This is a genomic window from Pseudomonas sp. A125, assembly GCF_055409485.1.
The window spans coordinates 47,631-66,421 of sequence record NZ_JBUZVP010000026.1 but is presented as its reverse complement, the minus strand read 5'-3'; the positions used below and the strand labels follow the sequence as shown (position 1 = coordinate 66,421).

16 protein-coding genes are annotated in these 18,791 nt (G+C 61.3%); all 16 read left to right on the top strand.

The window, feature by feature from the left end:
* Nucleotides 1–111: 111 nt before the first annotated feature.
* The 16 genes from ACZRN6_RS27900 to ACZRN6_RS27825 all read left to right on the top strand — a co-directional run bounded on the left by ACZRN6_RS27900 (nt 112) and on the right by ACZRN6_RS27825 (nt 18,728).
* Nucleotides 112–3,405, top strand: a complete 3,294-nt coding sequence (locus tag ACZRN6_RS27900; protein ID WP_464009325.1) for a hypothetical protein — start codon at nt 112–114, stop codon at nt 3,403–3,405.
* A gap of 227 nt (nt 3,406–3,632) precedes the next feature.
* Complete coding sequence (locus tag ACZRN6_RS27895; protein WP_322145276.1) at nt 3,633–3,986, top strand: response regulator; 354 nt, start codon at nt 3,633–3,635, stop codon at nt 3,984–3,986.
* Nucleotides 3,987–4,223: 237 nt separating this feature from the next.
* Nucleotides 4,224–5,015 carry a hypothetical protein gene (locus tag ACZRN6_RS27890; RefSeq protein WP_464009324.1) on the top strand — a complete coding sequence of 264 codons (792 nt, stop codon included), beginning with the start codon at nt 4,224–4,226 and terminating at the stop codon, nt 5,013–5,015.
* Between the two features lie 9 nt (nt 5,016–5,024).
* Nucleotides 5,025–6,470, top strand: coding sequence for a DUF1254 domain-containing protein (locus tag ACZRN6_RS27885; RefSeq protein ID WP_464009323.1), 1,446 nt, complete (start codon nt 5,025–5,027; stop codon nt 6,468–6,470).
* Nucleotides 6,471–6,482: 12 nt separating this feature from the next.
* The gene (locus ACZRN6_RS27880) at nt 6,483–7,883 is read left to right on the top strand and encodes a DUF1254 domain-containing protein (RefSeq protein WP_464009322.1); all 1,401 of its coding nucleotides are present in this window, start codon (nt 6,483–6,485) and stop codon (nt 7,881–7,883) included.
* A gap of 51 nt (nt 7,884–7,934) precedes the next feature.
* Nucleotides 7,935–8,840, top strand: coding sequence for a transporter (locus ACZRN6_RS27875; RefSeq protein ID WP_322145280.1), 906 nt, complete (start codon nt 7,935–7,937; stop codon nt 8,838–8,840).
* Between the two features lie 32 nt (nt 8,841–8,872).
* Entirely contained in the window at nt 8,873–9,622 is a 750-nt protein-coding gene (locus ACZRN6_RS27870) for a DUF2092 domain-containing protein (protein ID WP_322145281.1), read from the top strand.
* On the top strand, nt 9,619–10,152 hold the full coding sequence (locus tag ACZRN6_RS27865; RefSeq protein ID WP_464009321.1) for a hypothetical protein: 534 nt from the start codon (nt 9,619–9,621) through the stop codon (nt 10,150–10,152). The genes ACZRN6_RS27870 and ACZRN6_RS27865 overlap by 4 nt, the downstream gene beginning before the upstream one ends.
* 24 nt (nt 10,153–10,176) lie before the next feature.
* Nucleotides 10,177–11,151: an AAA family ATPase gene (locus ACZRN6_RS27860; RefSeq protein WP_464009320.1), complete on the top strand. Its 975-nt coding sequence runs from the start codon at nt 10,177–10,179 to the stop codon at nt 11,149–11,151.
* On the top strand, nt 11,148–12,083 hold the full coding sequence (locus ACZRN6_RS27855) for a DUF58 domain-containing protein (protein WP_464009319.1): 936 nt from the start codon (nt 11,148–11,150) through the stop codon (nt 12,081–12,083). The genes ACZRN6_RS27860 and ACZRN6_RS27855 overlap by 4 nt, the downstream gene beginning before the upstream one ends.
* On the top strand, nt 12,080–12,547 hold the full coding sequence (locus tag ACZRN6_RS27850) for a DUF4381 domain-containing protein (protein WP_464009318.1): 468 nt from the start codon (nt 12,080–12,082) through the stop codon (nt 12,545–12,547). Before ACZRN6_RS27855 ends, ACZRN6_RS27850 begins: the two co-directional genes overlap by 4 nt.
* Nucleotides 12,534–13,541, top strand: a complete 1,008-nt coding sequence (locus ACZRN6_RS27845) for a vWA domain-containing protein (RefSeq protein WP_464009317.1) — start codon at nt 12,534–12,536, stop codon at nt 13,539–13,541. Before ACZRN6_RS27850 ends, ACZRN6_RS27845 begins: the two co-directional genes overlap by 14 nt.
* Entirely contained in the window at nt 13,522–15,021 is a 1,500-nt protein-coding gene (locus ACZRN6_RS27840) for a vWA domain-containing protein (protein WP_322145287.1), read from the top strand. The genes ACZRN6_RS27845 and ACZRN6_RS27840 overlap by 20 nt, the downstream gene beginning before the upstream one ends.
* A complete protein-coding gene (locus tag ACZRN6_RS27835) occupies nt 15,018–16,067 on the top strand; it encodes a BatD family protein (protein ID WP_464009316.1) in 1,050 nt (349 codons plus the stop codon). Before ACZRN6_RS27840 ends, ACZRN6_RS27835 begins: the two co-directional genes overlap by 4 nt.
* The gene (locus ACZRN6_RS27830) at nt 16,064–17,065 is read left to right on the top strand and encodes an HAD family hydrolase (RefSeq protein ID WP_464009315.1); all 1,002 of its coding nucleotides are present in this window, start codon (nt 16,064–16,066) and stop codon (nt 17,063–17,065) included. The genes ACZRN6_RS27835 and ACZRN6_RS27830 overlap by 4 nt, the downstream gene beginning before the upstream one ends.
* A gap of 76 nt (nt 17,066–17,141) precedes the next feature.
* A complete protein-coding gene (locus ACZRN6_RS27825; protein WP_322145290.1) occupies nt 17,142–18,728 on the top strand; it encodes an arylsulfatase in 1,587 nt (528 codons plus the stop codon).
* Nucleotides 18,729–18,791 lie beyond the last annotated feature (63 nt).

The window sequence follows — 18,791 nt, the reverse complement described above, 5'->3', positions numbered from 1 at the left end:
CGCAAACCTGGCCTCAAGGCTGCGTTGGGCGACCGGCAAAACTTGCGAACCCTGGGGCAAAAGCTCAACGACGTCGCCACCCGGCTGGGCGTAAACACCACCCCTCAGGCGGTGCAGGCGGCCCTGCAAAGCACGCCGCTGGACATTCATCCGGACTCCTCCTACGCCACACAGGCAGGCAGCGCGGCCACCCTTGCAAGCTTCATCGGCTCCCTTGGGCTGAGTTTGCCTGCCAGCCATTTCTCACTCACAGGCCTGGCGCACTCGGTAGGTGACAAAGCGCTGGTACACCCTCTCGGCAATTTTGGCGGTGGCTTGTCATGGCCCGTCCCGCTGAGTGTCAGCGGGCAGCGCGTGTTGCTGATCGACGCCATGCGCTACGCCGGCAGCCACCCGAACTCGCCACAACAGGGTGCAGCCGTTGGCGTGCTGGAGTTCTTGAACCACCCCACGGCGGTTTCTGCCGAAACGTTGCAGGACCCGGCACACGTACTGGAAACCCTGGTCAGCTCCCCACGCGGGCAAGCGCTTGGCCAAGCCATGCAAACAAAACTGAACGGGATCGGCTCCGAGACAAGCGTCAATGAATACGCCCTCACGGCCATGAATCTGGTGCTGGACCCGGAGTCCATCGCCACGCCTCACCGAAACAAGGTGGCCGGTTTCGACTTGGCCCAACCCGATCACTGGGGCAAACCCGCGTCCGCAGTGCTCGACGGCCTGCGCAACCATTTGCAGGAAGGCACCAGAACCTCGCCTGAGATGGCCGGGGCCGGCGCGTACTTGTTGTTGGCAAGGAAGGCCCCCGAGTTTTTGGTCAAGCACATACCGGACAGCGTGACCTACGGCAGCATGGCCTGGGTCAGCCTGGCCGTCGCGGCGGCGACCATCGAAGCGCAAACCCCGGGAAAGGTCCCGAACATGACTTATGCCCAAGTCATGTCTGCGGCTGAAAACGCAGGCCTGCAGGACCTTGACGCCACCCGCCATGCCCAGGCATCCGCGCTGGCGAACTGGGGCGTGGCCAACGGCATTCTTGCCAAAAAAGCCGATGACGATTACAGCCCTGCGGACCTGGAGACAGTCAGGGCCGCCTTCAATCAACAGATGACCCAACGCAGGGAAGCGTCCAGGTTATTGGAAGTTGAAATTCCAAGCCGCAAGGACATTGCCCTGGCAAAGTTGAAGGAACGGTTTGGCGAAAATGTGCCTTTTGAAGAAAAGCTCCTGGCGGTGGTCGACAGCAAACAACCGTCAATCCAGCCACTTTACGATCCTAATCGTGCCCCTGCAGGTCGGTTTTCGATGCTGGATATCGCGATGAGCGGGCTGGAACAATACAAATGGGAGAGTGAAGACCCGCGCATTCTTGAAGCGACGGCAGCCAAGCCCCTGAAACTCGATGTGAACAGCACCTTCGACACGCAGTATGCGCAGGCGATCACTTCCCGCAAAACGGGGATTGGCACCACGGTCAAACACCTTATTGCACACTTGCCATTGGCGGACAGGCAGCATCTGGAATCTGCAGGGATCGAGTTTTTTCAGAAAAAAACCTACACATTGGGCACGAATTTCACCACGCGCACCCTCAAGGAAACCGATAAGAGGGTGTGGATGAAGGCCAGTGGCAACCACGACACCGTTTATGAAATTGACCTGCACAAGGGCCACATCAAGAAAGTCCCGGCCTCGGAACTGACCACCGAGAAAGCGCGACAGGCGAATACGATCTTCAAGACGCAGCCGTTTATCCCCAAGGGCGTCGATGCCGCGCAATTTGGTCGAACACCGGCGGCGGGCCCATCGGTGATCCCCGCCAGTTTCTCCAGCCCTCGCACCCAGGCCATCGCAGATGCCTTCGTTGAGCACCTGGATATCGACAGTGCCGACGTAAAGAGTCATGCCGCAGGTGTAACGGCGTTCGACCAACAGAACGCAACCGAGTGGAACGTCACGAACTTTTTCCTGGACCTGATTCCGTTGCGTTCAGCAATTGTCAATTTCCAGAACGGCCATTACCTGGACGGCGCGACCGACCTGTTAATGGACGTATTCGGTTTTGTCACCGCCGGCGCGGCCGCAGCAGCCAAGGTGGTGAAGGTCGCGGGCCAAACCCTTTCCCTGGCTGCAAAGGCACTGAAGGTGACGAAAATCGTCGGGGCAACCACCGTCGGCGCGTTTAACCCGCTGGACGGCTTAGGGGACTTGATTGCGGGCGGCGCAAAACTCGCTGGCAAAGGGATCAATAAACTCAAGGGTGCGAGCGGTAGCTATGACCTGTTGAAAGCCGCCAGCAATCACTACAACACCGCCGCCATTGGCACCCTCAATGTCGCAGAAAGCACGGCCGAGGGCGGCGCAGTCCTGCAAAAAGGCAAGTGGTATGCCTTTGACGCAGACAAAATGCGCCCCTACGGCCCCCCTCTGGAGGGCTTTGTTCCCAAGGTCGCGGCCATCGAGGGCAATGTCCAGGGCATCCGCCACTTTAATAGTTGGCTGAGTAGTGTTGTGGCGCCGAACGTGCCCACCCCGGAATTGCCGCTGGTCTTTGAAAAAGTAACCAGCCAGGCAAAGGCAATAGATGGCGACGCATTCAAGAAGGGCTATGACACCGGCAACCCGGACACTATTAATGGCTACTATCCGAGCATGACGTTAAATCAACTCAAGGAATTAACCGTTGCGGGTGGCCACGCGCCAGAGGACATAGGGACGTTGTTCAGGCTGATCGAAAAAAACCGCGTCGAGGTAAGCCTGAATAACTTCAAATATTTCAACAATGAAGTAACGGCTGCCGGCGGTGTCACCACTGCAATGCCACAGGGTTTCTACCTGAGCCAGACGGACCTGCTTTCAAAAGGTGAATGTGCAGCACTGTCAAATGCCATGGCGCTGGCGATTCAGGAAAAAAGGGAGCACGTATTGATTGAGAATTTCTTTTCGACCATTGCGAATCCGAACCTGCCAGCCGCCATCAAGTTTCGCAACAACCTGACCAACTTCCAGGACATTTTGAAGAATCAGTTCCATGGAACGCAGGACCCGCTTCAGATTTCCCACCTTTCGATTATTTCCGAACTCGGCACATCGCCAAGGTCTAAGACCTTGTTGATCCGAGACGAGGGGCATGGGTTGACGGCGGGTGTGGTGGTCGAAAACAACCAGAAACATTGGTTTTACTTCGACCCGAATTTTGGGCTGGCAAAGTTCCCCACCCAGCAATCGATGGAAAAAGGCCTGGAAAGCCTATTGAACAGCGGTAAAACCAGCGCGTTGCTCGAGCCTTATGGGGTCAATCGCGCGGTCCCGGAATACAGGGTGGTCGAGTTCAGTGAACTGGACTTGATGAACACCACTAAAGACGTCACGAGCGTCAGTCGCCTGTTCAACACCCGCGTTTAATCCCTGGCCTGGCGCTGGCGCCCCCCTACTGTAGGGGCGCCAGCGCTGTGCGCGAAGAGCGGATAACGGCCCTCCCGGCTCAATCGTCGAGCACACGAGACATTCCCCGCCAATACCTCCACAATACCGTCCCTGTTTCGGGAACTTGCCGGGATTGACGCGACTCATTAGAGGATGGTCTTTCAACTGATCAAGACCTGTACCTCAATTGTTCGGGAACCCTCACTATGCCAGCCTCCACCATTCTTGTAGTCGAAGACGACGACATCGTGCGTATGTTGATCGTCGATGTGCTTGAAGAGCTGGAATACCATGTACTTGAAGCAGCAGACGCCGAGCAGGCCCTGAGCATCATCAACACAGACGGGTTAGCGATCAACTTGATGATGACCGATGTCGGTTTGCCGGACATGGACGGCAAGGAGCTGGCCCAAAAGGCCCGGGCATCACGTCCCGCCCTGCCCATCCTGTTTGCCAGTGGCTATGCCGAAAACATCGACGCGCCCGCCGACATGCACGTGATCGGCAAACCGTTCTCGATTGACCAGTTGCGCGACAAAGTAAAATCCATACTCGCCTGATCACCTCCTCCCTTCAGTGCCGCCAGGCAAAGGCCGCATTTTCAGCGGCCTGCCCCCTTCAGAAATTTCTGTGACGCGCCCCCCTACCAAACAACTAATTCGTTAGAAGCACTAGCGAGTCTGAAATTTGCTGCTAGCTTCAAACGACATGTCCTACAAGTATTAGCGAATAAGGGCAACCCGCCGGCCTGCATAAGCGCGCTATCGGGTACGTCACCAGGGAATTGGGGAAGGGTCATGCTCAGGTCATTGTGTATTCCGGCATTAGTGCAGGCGGCTTTAGTGTTGCCTGTGTTGTCGGCCCAAGCCGATAACGCCGACACGGCCAACAAAAGTAACAACCCGCTGAACCTCGCGCCCGGCGCGAACTTGCAGGACTATTACACGCCGAGGTTGTTTGACACTAACGCCCATACCAATGACACGCTGCTGCGCGGCACGTTGCCGGTTGCCCCGTCGGACTTCATCGGTGTGCCACAGTTATTGCGCGCCACCTTGCCGATCAGCACCCGTCCCGATTCTCACAGCGGCTACAGCACCGGGATCGGTGACCTGAACCTGTTCGATATCTTCCTGCTCAAGACCGATGGCGTGCAATTGGGCATCGGCCCGCAGATCACCGCGCCTACCGCCGAGCACGATGAGCTGGGCACCGGCAAGTGGCAGGCCGGTCTCGCGGCGGTGGCCATCGATGCATCGCCCCGCGGCCTGCTCGGCGCGCTGGTGCAATACCAAAGCTCGTTCGCCGGTGACCGTGACCGCGCCCACGTAGAAAGCGCCACCTTCCAGCCGTTCATCATCCATAACCTGCCCAAAGGCTGGTACTTGCGCTCCACCGGCACCTGGACCTTCGACCTGAAAAACGACACGCATTACATCCCTATTGGCTTCGGTGCCGGCAAGGCCTGGAAATCCGGCAGCAACATTCTCAACGCCTATGTCGAACCGCAGTGGACCGTTGCTCGCAAAGGCGACGGCTTGCCGCAGTTCACCCTGTTTGCCGGGATCAACGTCACGTTTGGGAAATAAGGATGTTTTATGCACACCCTGATTCGTAGTGCTGGTTTGTGCCTGTTAACCCTGGCTGGCGCCATACAGGCACAGAGCCTGGACACCCGCATCGGCCCTATCGCCATGGACGGTGAACTGCCGGCCCACAGTGAAATCGCCAAGCTGTATGGCGAGTTGGATTTCCAACAGGCCACCCAGAGTTTTCTGTGGGCCTTGCCGTTAGTGTCCTACGCCCAATGGCAGGATGAATTCAGCACCAAGCTCGGCGCCCGCAGTGGCGATTTGATGGTACTGAACAGCTACGAGGACAAGCTCGGGGTGATCACGGCCAACGCCACTACGCCGTACATTCTTGGTTTTGTCGACCTCAACGAAACCGGCCCGCTGGTGATCGAATTGCCGCCTGGCCCCACCGCCGGCGGGATCGGCGACTTCTGGCAACGTGCAATCATCGACATGGGCCAGACCGGCCCCGACCAGGGCAAAGGCGGCAAGTACCTGGTACTGCCCCCCGGCCAGCAGCCACCTGCCGACGCCGGCAAGTACTACCTGGCCAAGTCCGAAACCATGAACGTGCTGGTGGGGTTTCGCGTCCTCGACCCCGACCCGGCCAAGGGCAAGGCCCTGGTAGAGCAATTCAAGATGTACCCCTATGCCCAGCGTGCCAACCCTGGCAAAACCCGCCTGCTGTCGCCCGGCGGCAAGCCCTGGTCCGGTACCCAGCCGCACGGCATGGCTTATTGGGAACGCCTGCACGGGATTATCCAGAAAGAGCCGGTTAACGAACGCGACCGTTTCTACATGGCCATGCTGTCGAGCCTGGGCATTGAGAAAGACAAACCGTTCAACCCCAACGAACACCAGCGCAAGGCGTTGGAGCAAGGTGCGCAGGTGGGCGAGTTGATCGCCAAGGCCAACGCATTCGCCAAACGTTTCCCCCAGGCCCAGTACTGGAAGGATCGCCAATGGGACACCGTGCTCAACATTGCCGAACCGTCCCAGCGCGTCGCCTATTACGACCAACTGTGGGAGCGCAGCGCCTGGTTCTACGAAGCGGTAACCAACACCAAGGGCATGGTCTCCAAGACCCCGGGCCTGGGCCAGACCTACCTCGGGGCCTACACCGACAACAAGGGCGAATGGCTCGATGGCGGCAAGTCCTACACCTTGCACGTCGGCGCCAACCCGCCGGCCAAGCAGTTCTGGTCGATGACTGTGTACGACATCGAAAGCCGCTGCCTGATCGACAACCCACAGCGCAAGGCCGACCTGTCGTCACGCCAGGATTTGAAGAAAAATGCCGACGGATCGATAGATCTTTACTTCGGCCCTCACGCGCCAAAAGACTTCGAGAGCAACTGGGTGCAAACTCTGCCCGGCAAACACTGGTTCAGCTATTTGCGACTGTATGCGCCCACCGAGGCTTACTTCGACAAAAGCTGGAAACTCGACGACATCAGACTGATTCAGTAAGGACGCAACAACATGATTCGAACTCCGACGCGCCTGCTGTTGGCGAGCCTCTCGATTCTCATGAGCACCGGCGCCTGGGCCGATTTCACTGCTACGCCGAGTGAAGCCCGGGCCATCGCCAAGGAAGCCTACCTGTATGGCTTCCCGGTGGTGGAGATGTACAAGACCCTCTACACCCAGGCCGTCGACAAGACCGGGCCGAACTTCAAGGCGCCGTTCAACCATATCGGCAACACCGCGCAGCTGTTCACACCCAAGGATACGGCGTTCGTCACGCCTAATTCGGACACGCCCTACTCCTTCGTCTGGCTCGACCTGCGCGCCGAGCCCGTGGTGCTGACCCTGCCGAAAATCGAAGACAACCGCTACTACTCAGTGCAGTTGATCGACCTCTACACCCAGAACTTTGGCTACCTGGGCACCCGCAGCACCGGTAACAACGGTGGCCACTACATGATCGCCGGCCCCGGCTGGAAAGGTCAGCAGCCCACCAACATCGACCGCGTGGTGTACAGCGAAAGCAACATCGCCTATGCCCTGTACCGCACGCAACTGCTCGACGACAAGGACTTGGGCAAGGTCAAGCAGATCCAGGGCGGCTACAAGGTCCAGACCCTCAGCAACTACGTAAACCAGCCGAAACCGACCAAGCCGCCAAAAATCGCCTGGCCCAAACCTACGCCCACCATGAGCGACAGCGTTCATCTGTTTCGCTACCTCAACTTCATGCTCGGCTACGCGGCGCCCCAGGACAGTGAAAAGGACGTGCTTGCACGGTTTGCCAAAATCGGCGTCGAAGCCGGCAAGCCGTTTGACCTCAAGGCTCTGACGGCCGAGCAGCGCAAAGCCCTGGAAGACGGGATTGCCGACGGCAAGGCTGAGTTTGCCGCGTTCAAGAAAGACAAGGTCGACACCCACCAGGTGTCCAGCGGTGACCTGTTCGGCAATCGCGACCACCTGCAGAACAACTACCTGTACCGCTACGCCGGCGCCAACATGGGCATTTTCGGCAACTCCAGCGATGAAGCCGCCTACATGAGCTACTTTGTCGACAGCGAAGGCAAACCGGCCAACGGCGCGCGCCACAGCTACACCCTGCACTTCGCCAAGGACCAGTTGCCACCGGCCGATGCGTTCTGGTCGCTGACCATGTACGACGCCAAGACCAAGCTGCTGGTGCCTAACCTGAAGAAGCGCTACCTGCTCAACTCGCGCATGTTGCCCAGCTTCAAGCTCGACGCCGATGGCGGCCTGACGTTGCTGGTGGCGCACCACGAGCCACCAAAAGCCGAACAAAGCAACTGGCTGCCTGCACCGCCCGGCCCGTTCTACGCCGTGTTGCGCATGTACCTGCCCAAGCCCGAAGTGGGCAACGGCCAATGGAAGCTGCCACCGCTCACACCGATCAAATAGCGCCTGATCACGTAGCACCCCTGACATCAGGCATTTACAAGGAGTAGAGCCATGGTTTCACGTAGTCAACTGAGTGCGTTTACCGCCGCCACGCTGGCACTGATGCCAGGGATAGGGTTTGCCGATAATGCCAGGGATTGGCAAAACACCCCGACGGACCTGAACATGGTGTTCGGCTACTACAACCGGGTCGACACCAACACCCCGATCGACACCACCCTGCCGATCACCGGCCTGTCGCTGAATGCCGACCTCTACCTGTTCCGTTACGCCCGCTCGTTCAGCATCGACGGGCGCAACAGCGCCATTCAGTTCATCCAGCCCTACGCCGACGTGTCGGCGTCCTTCGACAATGCGCAGTACTTCAGCGGCACCAAGCACAACGGCGGTACCGGTGACGCCCAAGTGGTGTTCGCCCACAACATTTTCGGTGGCCCCGCTCTTACCGCCGAAGAGTTTGCGAGCTGGAAACCCGAGACATTCCTCACCGGCGCGCTGTGGGTGACGATGCCCACCGGCGACTATGACAAGGACCGCATCATCAACATCGGCTCCAACCGCTGGGTATTCAAGCCAGAACTGGGCTTCGGCACACCGATTGGCCCCACCTGGCTGGAGATCAACACCTACGTGTCGATGTTCGGCGCCAACAAGGATTACCACGGCGACAGCAAGCTGGAGCAAAAGCCGCTGTACGCGATCGAGGGTCACTACAGCTACACCATCAACCGCGCACTCTGGGTCTCGCTGGACGCCACCTATAACCGCGGCGGCGAAAGCAAGATCGACGGCGACTGGCAAGACAACAAACAGGAAAACGGCCTGTTGGGGGCCAGCCTGGGTTTTATGCTGTCACCCCAGTTTGGTGGCCTGCTCGCCTATAACGACACGGTCTCCGAGCGCACCGGCTCGCCCGATGTGAACACCTGGACCTTCCGCCTGCAGTACGTCTGGTGAGAGCCACCTTCACGGAATGAACGGAGTGCGCCATGTCCCGTATTCATCTCGCGCGTCTATTGCTGGCAGGCCTGCTGCTCGCCCCTCACACCGTTTTGGCCGACGAGCTGGAACCCAGGGCCCTCACCGCCCTGGAGCAGATGGGCGGCTATCTGCGCAGCCTGCAGCAGTTTCGCATCGACGCCCACAGCCACACCGACCAAGTGTTGGATAACGGCCAGACCATCGAATTCAGCCATCAGACGCGCCTCGTGGCGATGCAGCCGGACAAGCTGCAAGTCTCGGTGGAAAGCGACGGTTCGCGTCGCAGCCTGTTCTACAACGGCAAGCGATTCACCCTCTACGACAGCCGCAGCGGCTACTTCGCCAACCAGGCGGCGCCAGCGGATATCGGCGGGTTGCTTGATCAGTTGAGCGAGCGTTACGGCATCGAGTTGCCTCTGGCCGACCTGTTCCGCTGGAACCCCGGCACCGCCACGGAGGTGGGCATCAGCAACGCTGTGCTGATCGGCAGCGAAACCATCGACGGCCAGACCTGCACCCATTACGCCTATCGCCAGCCCGACATCGACTGGCAACTGTGGGTTCGCCAAGGCACGCAGCCTCTGCCCTGCCGGTTGGTGATCAGCCGCCGTGACACCGCCGAGCACCCCCGGCACAGCGTCAATTACCTGTGGCAGCTCAACAGCCCGCCCAAGCCTGTCGACTTTGAGTTCACCCCGCCGGCCGGTGCCCGTGCGGTGCCCCTGCAACAGTTGGAGCCTCAGGGAGAGCAGCCATGAAACGCACAGCGGCGGTGCTGACCGCAAGTTTGCTGCTGACGCTGTTCGACCCACTGGCCGCCCAGGCCTGGCAATTACGCGGCGGTGGCGGCGCGCGCACGTTTGTGGTGCCCCATGGGGGCGGTGGCTACCGCCCGCCAATGCCGGCACCGCACCCGATGCCCGCCCCCCGGCCAATGCCGCCGCACCCGGAACCGCACCCGCAGCCCCACCCCCAGCCTGGCCCGCATCCCGAGCCAGGTCCACATCCGTATCCGGGGCCGCATCCGTACCCGATGCCGCCTCCACCGCCACCACCGCCTCCGCCACCCCACGGAGATGACTGGTACCACCCATGGGCCACTGCGGCCGTCATCGGCGCGACCACGGCGACCCTCCTGGCCATCGGCACCCGCGTCACCACGGTCCCGGTGGATTGCGTCTCGGTGGTCGCCAATGGCGTGGCCTACCAACACTGCGGACCCACGTGGTACCAGCCGCAATACGTCGGCAGCTCCGTGCAGTACATCGTGGTTGCCGCGCCCTGGTGACCCACCGTTTCAAGGATGATTGTGATGACAGCGCTCAACGATTTAACCGCCCTGCAAGCCAGCATCGCCGAAAGCGTGCTGGGCCAGGACCAGGTGATCCGCCAGATCCTCATCGGCCTTTTGGCCAACGGTCACTTGCTGCTGGAAAGCCTGCCCGGGCTGGCCAAGACCCGCACGGTCAAGGCCCTGGCCCGGCACCTGGATGCGAAGATGAGCCGTATCCAGTTCACCCCCGACCTGCTGCCCTCGGACATCACCGGCGCCGAGGTGCTGCACCAGGTGGACGGCCAGAACCAGATCCGCTTCCAGCCAGGGCCCTTGTTCGGCAACCTGATCCTCGCCGATGAAATCAACCGTGCCCCGGCCAAGGTCCAGGCGGCGCTGCTTGAAGCCATGGAAGAACGCCAGATCACCGTGGCCGGTGCCAGCCATCCGCTGCCCGAGTTGTTTATCGTGGTCGCCACGCAAAACCCCATCGAACAGGAAGGCACCTACCCGCTGCCCGAAGCGCAGATGGACCGGTTCCTGATGAAGGTCTTGCTGGATTACCCCAGCGCCGAAAACGAAAGCCAGGTGCTGCGCCTGTTACGCGAAGAGGAACGACACGCGGCCACGGCGGCGACTCAAGGGTTCACCCTCGGGCCCGAGGTAATCTTCGCCGCCCGCAAGGAAGTCAGTGCGATCCAGGTGGCCCCCGCGATCGACCGCTACCTGATCGACCTGGTCAACGCCACGCGCCACCCCGCCGATTACGACGCCGACCTGGCGCGCTGGATCAGCCTCGGCGCCAGCCCCCGTGGCGGCATCGGCCTGGACCGCGCCGCCCGCGCCGACGCTTGGCTGCAAGGCCAGGCCTTCGTCACCCCGGACAATGTGCGCTCAGTGGCGCATCCGGTGCTGCGCCATCGCCTGCAATTGAGCTACGACGCGGTGGCCGATGGCGTCACCGCCGACCAGGTACTGGACCGCCTGCTGGACAAAGTGGCGATCCCGGCATGAACGCCGATGGCCTGGTCTATGTGTCCCTGGGGCAGTTGATGGCGCTGCAGTTCCAGACCCGTGGCCTGAGCTTTGTCGCGCGCCAGCCCCAGGGCAGCATCCTCGCCGGCAACCATGCCTCGCGGCTGCGCGGGCGCGGCTTGAACTTCGATGAACTGCGCCGCTACCAACCCGGCGACGATCTGCGCCATCTGGACTGGCGTGCCTCCCTGCGCACCGGCAAACCGGTGATCCGCACCTTTACCGAGGAGCGCGACCGCCCTGCGCTGATTGTGGTCGACCAACGCATGTCGATGTTCTTCGGCTCGGTGCGCAGCTTCAAATCTGCCGTCGCGGCTGAGTTGGGCGCGCTGGCGGCGTGGATGGTGTTCAACGCAGGCGACCGGGTTGGTGGGCTGGTGTTCAACGATGAGCGCATCGACAGCGTGGCGCCGTTGCGCAGCCGCAAGCGTATCGAAACCCTGTGCAGCCGGATCGTCGAGCAGAATGCCGCGTTGAGCGCGAGCAATCCGGACCATGAAGCCTGCGGCCAACTCGACAAGGTGCTGCAACAGTGCCTGGCGCTGGCCGGGCATGACCATTTGATTTGTATCGTCAGTGACTTCGCCGGTGCTGGCGAGCGCACCCTGCAATTGATGCGGCAACTGTCGGCCCACAACGATGTGATCGCCTTGCAAGTCTACGACCCGCTGGCGCTGAACGTGCCTGATACCGGGCACCTGATGGTCACCCAAGGCCAGTTGCAGGTCGAACTGGCCGTGCACAAACGCCAAGTGCGCCAACCCTTGGGCGAGTTCCTGGGTGGCCGCCTCAAGGACGTCGCCAGCCTGCTGCGCCGCAGCCAGGTGCCGCTGTTAATGATCAGCACCGCGTTGCCGGCCATTGACCAGTTGCGTGATGAACTGGGCCGGCGCAATGGAGCGCGGCGATGAACGCCAATGTGCCGAGCATCGAACAACTCAAGGAGATGGGTTTGCCAGCGCCGGTCAGCTATTGGCCGCAGGCCTGGGGCTGGTGGGCGCTGCTCGGCTTACTCGCGATTGGCCTCGTTGTGCTCGGCATCCGTGCCTGGCTGCACTGGCGGCGCAATGCCTATCGCCGCGAAGCATTGGCGCGTCTCAAGGTAATTGAGGACCTGCAAGAGTTGCCGGAACTGCTCAAGCGCGTCGCCCTGTCGATGCCGCTTGCGCCTGAAGAACACCAACGCGTGCCAACCTTGAGCGGCGCCGACTGGCAGGCGTTCCTGCTGCGTCATGGCCGCACGCCGTTGCCGGAGGATTTCAGCCGCCAACTGGCAAGCCTGGCGTATGGATCCGTTGATATTTCCAGCGCGCAGCGTAAACAGCTGTTGGCCCAGTGCAAAGCCTGGGTGGAGCATCACCATGTGGCAGCTTGACTACCCCTGGCTGTTGCTTCTATTGCCGCTGCCATGGCTGGCCTACCGTTACCTGCCGCAATACCGCGAAGCCCGCAGCGCGGTGCGCGTACCGTTTTTTGCCAGCCTCAGTCGGGCCGTGGGCCAGACGCCGGCGGCCAGCGGCATCCGCAGCAACCGCCCGCAATTGCTGCTCAACCTGCTGGTGTGGGCGTTGCTGGTGCTGGCCATTGCCCGCCCGGTCTGGATCGAAAAACCCATCGAACGCCAACAACCGGTGCGCGACTTGATGCTGGCCATCGACATCTCGCAGTCCATGGAAACCCAGGACTTTACCGACGCCAACGGCCAGAAGATCAACCGCCTGGCAGCGGTCAAACAGGTGGTGCACGGTTTTATCCAGCGCCGCAAGGATGATCGCATCGGCCTGATCCTGTTCGGCAGCGGCGCCTATCCCCAAGCCCCCTTGACCCTCGATCACGCCAGCCTGTCGCTGCTGCTGGATGACAGCGGCATCGGCATGGCCGGGCCTGACACCGCGCTTGGCGATGCTATCGGCCTGAGCCTGAAACTGCTGGACCAGGCCCATGAGCAAGAGAAAGTGCTGATCCTGCTCACCGACGGCAACGACACTAGCAGTGCGATCCCGCCGGACCATGCAGCAAAGATGGCGGCGGCCAAGGGCGTGGTCATTCATACCATCGGGATTGGCGACCCTGACGCCACGGGTGAGTCCAAGGTCAACCTGAGCGCGCTGCAACAGATTGCCGACGTTACCGGCGGGCGCTATTTCCGTGCCGAAAACCGCGACACCCTGGACCAGGTCTACGCCACCCTCGACCAGATAACCCCGCACCAGGTGAAGACCCTGAGCCACCAGCCCAAGCGTGACCTGTTCTGGATGCCCCTGGCGGCGGCCATCGGCCTGCTCGCGTTGTACCACCTGATCGCCGCGTTGTGGCCCCACCTGAGACGGCGCCATCGGGAGGTCCGCGATGGAGTTCAACCCCAGTGACTTCCACTTCCTGCGCCCGGCCTGGCTATTGCTGGGGTTGCTGGGCCTGTTGCTGCCACTGCTGTGGCGCCGCAGCAAGGACCTGCAGCGACGCTTGCGGGGCAATATCGCACCGCACCTGTTGCCGCATTTGCTGCTGATGCCGACGGATCCTCATCGCCTGCGACCGGTGCACTTGGTCAGTGCCTTGCTGATTCTCGGCGCCCTGGCCAGCGCCGGGCCTACGTGGGAACAGGACCGGCCCGACTTCCTGGAAAACCGCGCACCGCTGATCATTGCCCTCGACCTGTCGCCGTCGATGGACACCGCCGACGTGCCGCCGACCCGCCTACAAGCCGCCAAGCACAAGTTGCAGGACCTGGTGCAGCGCCGCCAGGGTGCTCGTACCGCGTTGATGGTGTACGCGGGCAGCGCGCACCTGGTATTGCCACCGACGGATGACCCGGCGCTGCTGGACAGTTTTATCCAGGCCCTGGCCACCGACCTGATCAGCAAACCCGGCCGCGATGTCGCCGGGGTGATCGACCAGGCCAAGCGTTTGCTGGCGGCCGAGAAGGCCCCAGGCACGCTGTTGCTGGTCACCGACGGCGCCGACCTCGCGCAATTGCCGCCACTCAAACAACACTTGGCCGACAGCCCGTTGCAAGTATTGGTGCTGGCGGTCGGTGTGAACTTCGATGCCGACGCGCTGAAGCAACTGGCGTCCGCCACCGACGCGCCACTGGGCAGCCTGACCCTCAACGATGACGACCTGGACTGGGTCGAATTGCACGCGCAACAGCACTTCCAGAACGCCGACGAACAACAGCGCAACCTGCAATGGAAAGATGCCGGTTACTGGCTGTGCTGGCCGCTGCTGCTGTTGGCGTTTTTCAGTGTACGCCGGGGCTGGAGCCTGAACTGGATGGCGGTGCTGGTGCTGGGGGTGCTCCTGCAACCGGCCCCCGCGCAAGCCAATGCCTTGACCGACGCGTTCTTCACCCGCGACCAACAAGGCCGCTGGGCTTACGAACACCATCACTACCCCGCCGCTGCCGCGCTGTTCGTCGACCCGTACTGGAAAGGCATTGCCGCCTACAACGCCGCCGATTACGACCTGGCCCTGGCGACCTTTGCCCAACTCGACACCGCACAGGCTGCGTTTTACCGGGGCAATATCCACGTGCGCCGCTTCAAGTTCGACGACGCCATTGCGGCCTATCAACAGGCGTTGCAGCAACAGCCACAGTTTCCAGAAGCCAGCGCCAACCTGGCTCTGGCGTTGGCGCTGAAAAAAGACACCGAAAACGCCTCCGATAACGCCCCCGAGGTCAAGCCCGACGCGGTCAAGTTCGACAAGGCGGCCGGCAAGGGCAAGAGCAAGGCGATCCAGACGGAACAGGCGAGCAACGATGCCTTGTGGTTGCAGAACCTGACGACTTCCCCGGCGAACTTCTTGCGGCGCAAGTTCAGCCTTCAGGATCAGGGAGCCCAGCCATGAACCGGCTCTGCTGGCTGTTGCTGCTGATCGCAGGTCCGTTGTGGGCAGCTGAACCGCAACTGAGGGTGCAGGCACAACTGTTGCCTGGCAATAACGTCGTGGTGGGCGAGCAGGTGCAATTGCAGGTCGATGTGTTGACCGACAGCTGGTTCACCGCCGCCGCCAGCCTGCCGCCGCTGCAACTGGCCGGCGCACGGGTGCAGGCACCGGGCAGTGAGTCCGAGCACGTTAACCAGGTGATCGAGGGCAAGACCTTCTACGGCATGCGCTACCGCTACCGCATCACCCCTTCCGTGGCCCAGACCTTCAATATTCCGCCACTGACTGTACAGGCCCAGCCCGGCCAGGCCACTGCGGCGTTGAGTGCGCAAACGGCGCCGCTGGCATTCCAGGCTACCCAGCCACCTGGCTTCGAACCCGGGGAAACCGTATTGGTGGCCGACGGGCTGCGCCTGACCCAGACCGTCACCACCACACCGCCCAAGGTCGGCGACACCTTCACCCGCACGCTCACCCTGCAAGCCGACAACACCCCCGGCCTGTCTTTGCCACCGCCCGACCAGGCCAATGTGAAAGGTTTGCGCCGCTACCCGCAGTCGCCCGTCATCAGCAACCTGGATGATGGACGCGGCACCACCACCGGCGGCCAACGCATCGACCGCCAGGTTTACCGTGTCGAGCAGGCCGGCCATTACCAACTGCCCGCCATCAGTGTGAAATGGTGGGACAGCCGCAACCATCACCTGCAAATCACCCGGGTACCCGAGATCACCGTCGAGGCAACAGCGGCGAGCGCCTACACCCCGACGTTTTCCATCGCCCAGGACCTCAAGCAACTCGGCCAGCACAGCCGCTGGCAGTGGTCGCGGCACGGGCTGGCGTGGGGTACCGCCTTGGTATTGCTGGTGCTGGTTGCCTACCTCGTGCATGGCATATGGTCACGAATTCCACCACTGTGGCGACGTGGTTGCGCGGCATTGCGCTGGCTGTTTCGTCGACTACGCTTGCTACCACTGAACCCCCGTCGCGAAAAGGATTTCCCATGACGTCCCTCCGTTCTGTCTTGCCTCTTCTGCTGCTGTTCAGCCTGCCGGCAATGGCGGCTGATCCGCTGCCCTCGTGGAACGATGGACCGAGCAAAAAACACATCATCGAATTCGTCCAGGCCGTGACTGCCGAAGGCTCCACGGACTACGTAAAACCCGCCGAGCGCATCGCCGTATTCGATAACGACGGCACGCTGTGGAGCGAACAGCCGGCTTATTTCGAGGTGCTGTTTGCCTTCGACGCAATCAAACGCCTGGCGCCGCAGCACCCCGAATGGAAAACCACCCAACCGTTCAAGGCCGTGCTCGAGAACGATCACCAGGCCCTGGCCCAAAGCGGCATGGACGGCCTGTTGAAAATCATCGGCGCGACCCACACCGGCATCAGCACCGACGCCTTTGTCGACAATGCCAAAACCTGGCTCACCCAGGCTCGCCACCCGAAAACCGGCAAGCCCTACACCGAGATGATCTACCAGCCGATGCTGGAGATGCTCGACTACCTGCGCAGCCAGCAATTCAAGACCTACATCGTCTCCGGTGGGGATACCGCCTTCATGCGTGCCTTCGCCGAGGTGGTCTACGGCGTGCCACCGGAACAGGTGATCGGCTCCAGCTTCGTCACCGCATTCCAGATCAAGAACGGCGCCCCGCAGGTACTGCGCACCGCCAAGCTCGCCCACAACGACGACGGCCCGGGCAAGCCGGAAAGCATCGAGGCGATCATTGGCCGCCGGCCGATCCTGGCCTTCGGCAACTCCGACGGTGACCTGCAAATGCTCCAGTGGACGGCAGCAGGGACTGGCAAACGCTTCATGGGCCTGGTGCACCACACCGACGCCAGGCGCGAGTGGGCCTATGACCGCAGCTCTCAAATCGGACGCCTGGACAAGGCGCTGGATGAAGCCAAGACAAAAGGCTGGACCGTGGTGGACATGGCGACCGAGTGGAACCGTATCTACCCCTTCGAGCCCGCTGTGCAAAAGCAGGTGCAATAAGAAAAGACGTCGCGATGGACTGTAATAAACGTTGGTCGCAGGCAATGCGACTCAAGCCGAGAAAGGAGCAAGTCAGATGACTCGCATACGCAAGTGGCTGCCGAAACTCGCCCTGGTGGCAGTATCGGTGATGGGGGTCTCGGCATCAGCCTGGGCCGCCGACAAGCCGAATATCCTGGTGATATTCGGCGATGACATTGGGCAAACCAACATCAGCGCCTACTCCATGGGCGTGGTGGGTTACAAAACCCCGAACATTGACCGCATCGCCAAGGAAGGCATGCTGTTCACCGACTACTACGCGGAGAACAGCTGCACCGCCGGGCGCTCATCCTTTATCACGGGCCAGACGCCGTTGCGCACTGGCTTGTCCAAGGTGGGGATTCCCGGTGCACCGGTGGGCCTGCAAAAACGCGACATCACCATCGCCCAGGCGCTTAAAGGGCTGGGCTATTCCACCGGGCAGTTTGGCAAAAACCACCTGGGCGACAAGGATGAATACCTGCCGACCAACCATGGTTTCGATGAGTTCTTCGGCAACCTGTACCACCTCAATGCCGAGGAGGAACCTGAGCGCCCATACTGGCCCAAGGATGACGCCGATTTCGTCAAGGCCAATACCCCGCGCGGTGTGATCCACAGCTTTGCCGACGGCAAGATCGAAGACACCGGCGCCCTGACCGCCAAGCGCATGGAAACCATCGACGACGAAACCACCGCAGCCGCCCAGGCGTTTATCAAGAAGCAGGCCGAAGCCAACAAGCCGTTCTTCGTGTGGATGAACACCACGCGCATGCACGTGTTCACCCACGTACGTGACTCGATGAAGGGCCAGAGCGGCATGCCCGGTAACGAGTACGCCGACGGCATGCTGGAACACGACGGCGATGTGGGCAAACTCCTGCAAACCCTCGACGACCTGAAAATCACCGATAACACTATCGTGGTCTATACAACCGACAACGGCCCGAACCAGTTCTCGTGGCCAGACGCGGCAACCACGCCGTTTCGCAACGAGAAAGACTCCAACTGGGAAGGCGCCTATCGAGTGCCGGCGATCATCCGCTGGCCGGGCAAGATCAAGCCTGGCGAAGTCTCCAACGAAATGGTCTCGGGCATGGACTGGTTCCCTACTCTGTTGGCTGCCGCGGGTGACGCAGACGTGAAAGACAAGCTGCTCAAGGGCTGGGCCCCGACGGCCGGCGGCAGCAACTTCAAGGTGCACCTGGACGGCTACAACCAACTGCCGTACCTGACGGGCCAACAACCCAAGGGCGCGCGTCACGAGTTCTTCTACTTCAACGATGACGGCGTGTTGGTGGCGGTACGTTTCGACAACTGGAAAGTCGTGTTCGCCGAACAGCGCCAGCCGGGCGGTTTCCGGGTCTGGAGCGAGCCATTCGTGCAGTTGCGTGTACCGAAGATCTTCAACCTGAGGATGGACCCGTATGAACGGGCGGATGTGGTGTCTGACCAGTACTACGACTGGAGCACCAAAAACATCTACCTGGGTGCGGTGGCAGTGACCAAGTCGGCGAAGTTCCTCGAGACGTTTATCGAGTACCCGCCGAGCCAGAAACCGGCCAGCTTCAGCATCGACCAGATCCGCGAAGCCGTGGACAAGAAAATTGCTGAAAAAATGAAGGCCAACCCGGCGCAATAGCCGTCGGCGCCGCGCTTATGGGCGGCGCCCAACCCGTGGCGAGGGAGCTTGCTCCCGCTGGGC

Excerpts from the sequence above, each read along its gene's own strand:
- ACZRN6_RS27895 (WP_322145276.1), top strand. The coding sequence starts at position 3,633 with ATGCCAGCCTCCACCATTCTTGTAGTCGAAGACGACGACATCGTGCGT.
- ACZRN6_RS27890 (WP_464009324.1), top strand. The coding sequence starts at position 4,224 with ATGCTCAGGTCATTGTGTATTCCGGCATTAGTGCAGGCGGCTTTAGTG.
- ACZRN6_RS27885 (WP_464009323.1), top strand. The coding sequence starts at position 5,025 with ATGCACACCCTGATTCGTAGTGCTGGTTTGTGCCTGTTAACCCTGGCT.
- ACZRN6_RS27880 (WP_464009322.1), top strand. The coding sequence starts at position 6,483 with ATGATTCGAACTCCGACGCGCCTGCTGTTGGCGAGCCTCTCGATTCTC.
- ACZRN6_RS27875 (WP_322145280.1), top strand. The coding sequence starts at position 7,935 with ATGGTTTCACGTAGTCAACTGAGTGCGTTTACCGCCGCCACGCTGGCA.
- ACZRN6_RS27870 (WP_322145281.1), top strand. The coding sequence starts at position 8,873 with ATGTCCCGTATTCATCTCGCGCGTCTATTGCTGGCAGGCCTGCTGCTC.
- ACZRN6_RS27865 (WP_464009321.1), top strand. The coding sequence starts at position 9,619 with ATGAAACGCACAGCGGCGGTGCTGACCGCAAGTTTGCTGCTGACGCTG.
- ACZRN6_RS27860 (WP_464009320.1), top strand. The coding sequence starts at position 10,177 with ATGACAGCGCTCAACGATTTAACCGCCCTGCAAGCCAGCATCGCCGAA.
- ACZRN6_RS27855 (WP_464009319.1), top strand. The coding sequence starts at position 11,148 with ATGAACGCCGATGGCCTGGTCTATGTGTCCCTGGGGCAGTTGATGGCG.
- ACZRN6_RS27850 (WP_464009318.1), top strand. The coding sequence starts at position 12,080 with ATGAACGCCAATGTGCCGAGCATCGAACAACTCAAGGAGATGGGTTTG.
- ACZRN6_RS27845 (WP_464009317.1), top strand. The coding sequence starts at position 12,534 with ATGTGGCAGCTTGACTACCCCTGGCTGTTGCTTCTATTGCCGCTGCCA.
- ACZRN6_RS27840 (WP_322145287.1), top strand. The coding sequence starts at position 13,522 with ATGGAGTTCAACCCCAGTGACTTCCACTTCCTGCGCCCGGCCTGGCTA.
- ACZRN6_RS27835 (WP_464009316.1), top strand. The coding sequence starts at position 15,018 with ATGAACCGGCTCTGCTGGCTGTTGCTGCTGATCGCAGGTCCGTTGTGG.
- ACZRN6_RS27830 (WP_464009315.1), top strand. The coding sequence starts at position 16,064 with ATGACGTCCCTCCGTTCTGTCTTGCCTCTTCTGCTGCTGTTCAGCCTG.
- ACZRN6_RS27825 (WP_322145290.1), top strand. The coding sequence starts at position 17,142 with ATGACTCGCATACGCAAGTGGCTGCCGAAACTCGCCCTGGTGGCAGTA.